Origin of the sequence: Pseudomonas meliae, assembly GCF_001400515.1 — a bacterium.
GTDB lineage: Bacteria > Pseudomonadota > Gammaproteobacteria > Pseudomonadales > Pseudomonadaceae > Aquipseudomonas > Aquipseudomonas amygdali.
Map to the genome: position 1 here is coordinate 1 of NZ_LJQT01000423.1, position 2911 is coordinate 2911.

A 2911-nucleotide genomic window follows, 5' to 3' on the forward strand; every position below is an offset into this window, starting at 1 on the left:
TCTGCGTCTACGGGTCTGCCTTTGTAGACGCCTGAAGCTTTTGCCTTCTCAATCCCTTGTGCCTGGCGCAGTCTTCTTTGTTGATAGTCCTTCCTGGCGATGGCGGCCATCATATCGATCATCATGTAGTTGATGGCCGCCAGCATGCGGTCGGTGAACTCGTCCCCCGACTGGGCCGTCATGCCTTGATGACTGGTAGGCAGATCCACAGAGACGATCCGTATGCCTCGGTTATCGATTGCTGTTTTGAGGGATCGCCAAGCCCGGTCATCCATCCGCGACAGCCGATCGATGCTTTCCACCAGCAGCACGTCACCTCGGCGAGCATCTTTGAGTAGTCGAATTAATTCCGGGCGGTCGGCATGGCTGCCACTGGCATTTTCCATGTAGCACGATGCGATGGCCTTGCCATAGCCGGAGACAAACGTTTCCAAATAATCGCGCGCTCGACTTGCGTCCTGGTCATCGGTCGATGCTCGAAGGTATGCACGAATGAACATCAGTAGATCCGTCTCATTTTGGGTGTAGTCTAATGATTGTATCAAATTGGGTGTACGTTAAGTGCGCAAAGCTGAAATCTGTTCGTGCTGATTTTCGTGTCACTTGGGGTAGACCCTATGTTGACGATAATAAGTAGCACCATGTGGTGACAAAAATGCAGGTAAAATAAAAGAGACTAGATATACGTAATCACGTATAATTAGTCCATGAACAAAGTCCTCAAACAAATCATCTTTATGGGCTCAGCTCTAAACGACCTGAGAGCGTTCCCAATCTCTGCCCGCCGTGAGGCCGGCTTTCAGCTGGATAGGGTGCAGGTGGGCAATGAGCCTGACGATTGGAAGCCCATGACGACCGTTGGTCCAGGGGCACAGGAGATACGGATCAGGGACGCCCACGGCGCCTTCCGTGTGATCTACATTGCGAAATTCGCGACGGCGGTTTATGTCCTGCACTGCTTCCAAAAGAAGACGCAAAAAACGAGCAAGCACGACCTTGACCTCGCCGCCAAGCGGATGAAAGAACTGACTAAGGAGTTGAACTAATGACTGAATCAAATCAAGCCTTCAGCAGCGTCTGGGACGCCCTGGAGGACTCACCAGCCGAAGCAGAGAACATGCGTATTCGCACCAGCCTAATGACGGCTATCCGAGACTTTATCGAGGTGCGTCAGCTCTCGCAGGCTGACGCTGCGCAGCTGTTCAACGTAACGCAACCCCGCATTTCAGAACTCCAGCGCGGGAAGATCGACCTTTTCAGCGTGGATCGATTGATCAACATGCTCGCCCAAGGCGGCATGCACGTTGAAGTCAGTGTCAAAACTGCAGCTTGATACAGGTTACATGTGGTTGCGATTCCTGTAGTTTTGACTTCTTTCAGCCTGGTCTGCCCCTATGATTGTAGATCCTGACCTGCCTGGTCTTGCAACGAAGATCACTCAGAACTACAGCAACGCCCAGATTGCCCAATTGATCAGGATGATCAGTCCTGTTTCACCCTGCGCCCTGATGGCCGCGGACGAATTTGAGCGGGTCATGGCCGTGCTTGCGGGACAGAATCGACGTCGGGCGTTCTCCGATCGCTCGATAAGTGCTGCCAGGCTTGTCTTGGTCATGGGTGCCAGCGTGTCCGAAGCAGCCTTGGAGACTGGATTGACCCGGCAGGTGGTTCACAGGCTTATGGCACGCATTCGGGCGCGCCTGGAGGATTTGCCGGCTGATTGGGTCAAGGTTGAAGCCTGGCTTCCCCCTGCAGCTGCGGGTGACGTTCTGGCTTTGGCTCAATCACTCAGATCTGCTCGATCGCAATAGGAGAGGAGTGCCCTGGCTGTTTGAGCCTCGGTGCAGCTCGAACGCTGGTAACGTCTGATGTGCGTTCCCTTCGCTGCGCTCAGGGCCGGGCTTTCGTGCTGCGCATCGAGCCAGGCCATGAAGCCGGCCCGTCTCGCCCCTTCGGGCTTCAATCCTCGCCGGCAAGCCGGCTCTAACGCCTCCGGCCTCTCGGCTTGCGCGCTCCGCTTGCCGTCGCTGCCTGTACCTCCCGTATCACCTGCCGGCTTTGCTGCGCACCTTTCGCCGTGCGCTTGACGGTAGATCGAGCGCGGCACCTGACAAGGGTTCGGCTGCGCCCGCGACACTCCCCCGTTCAGACTCGCTTCGCTCCCTTAGCTGCGGCCTCGCATCGCGCCCTTGTCACGCACCTATGCGCCCGATCGACCTAAGCGCATCGGCGAAAGGCACTCAGCTAAGCCAGCACAGAGGTGGGACGAAATGAACAGACAAGCAAAGCAACAGCTGATGAAGCGCTTCACAAGCGGTCAGGTCGAGATCTGCAAAAAGCTGCTGAAACTGAGTCGCCAGGTACACAAGTTCAATGCCCGCGTCGAGTTCCTGGTGCTGACGTTCAAGCATGACCTGGCAGACGCCGTAGTCCGGTATGAACTTTGGGACAACGGTTTCGAAGGCCTGGGCGAACGCCAGTTCGACAACTGCTTTGAAATGGGTGACTCGGCCGAGGTGATCGCCGAGCTAATCACCACAGCGCGTCGTGAAGGCTTCGTGGAAAAAATTCAGACCTGGTGCGGCAACGAATCGTTTGCCCGCTGGTGCAGCTACGCCGACCGCCAGGGCGACCTTTTCGCCGCTTAACCCCGCTTGCGCCCGTCAGTCCGGGCGCTACACCAGGAGAAAAAATATGCGTATGTCCAGCAACTTCCGTAACCCATGCATGATCCGCAGTGACGTCGCACTGAGCAACGATCAGATCGCCCACTATGTGCCTTCCATCTTCGCCGAAGAAGCGCACGATAGCAGGTCGGCACGTTATCTGTATATCCCGACCGTGCAGGTACTTGATGCGCTGCGCGCCGAAGGATTTGAACCATTCATGGCCTGTCTGTCAACGCCAACCA

At 56.0% G+C, this 2911-nt stretch carries 5 protein-coding genes and 1 pseudogene; 5 read left to right on the top strand and 1 reads right to left on the bottom strand.

Annotated elements, in window-relative coordinates; all coding sequences use genetic code 11:
• On the bottom strand, window positions 1–500 hold a 500-nt coding region (locus ALO64_RS19365; protein ID WP_054991784.1), incomplete at its 3' end, for a recombinase family protein.
• A gap of 207 nt (window positions 501–707) precedes the next feature.
• On the opposite strand from ALO64_RS19365, the gene ALO64_RS19370 reads away from it, so the two are divergent.
• From ALO64_RS19370 to ALO64_RS19390, 5 genes and pseudogenes are all read left to right on the top strand, one after another.
• Window positions 708–1046, top strand: a complete 339-nt coding sequence (locus tag ALO64_RS19370) for a type II toxin-antitoxin system RelE/ParE family toxin (protein ID WP_005760316.1) — start codon at window positions 708–710, stop codon at window positions 1044–1046.
• The gene (locus ALO64_RS19375; RefSeq protein ID WP_005622028.1) at window positions 1046–1333 is read left to right on the top strand and encodes a helix-turn-helix domain-containing protein; all 288 of its coding nucleotides are present in this window, start codon (window positions 1046–1048) and stop codon (window positions 1331–1333) included. Before ALO64_RS19370 ends, ALO64_RS19375 begins: the two co-directional genes overlap by 1 nt.
• 61 nt (window positions 1334–1394) lie before the next feature.
• On the top strand, window positions 1395–1811 hold the full coding sequence (locus ALO64_RS19380) for a TrfB-related DNA-binding protein (protein WP_005734918.1): 417 nt from the start codon (window positions 1395–1397) through the stop codon (window positions 1809–1811).
• Between the two features lie 459 nt (window positions 1812–2270).
• Entirely contained in the window at window positions 2271–2648 is a 378-nt protein-coding gene (locus ALO64_RS19385; protein WP_003344294.1) for a hypothetical protein, read from the top strand.
• A 46-nt stretch (window positions 2649–2694) separates the two neighbouring features.
• Window positions 2695–2911: pseudogene (locus ALO64_RS19390) on the top strand (DUF932 domain-containing protein); the annotation flags it as partial.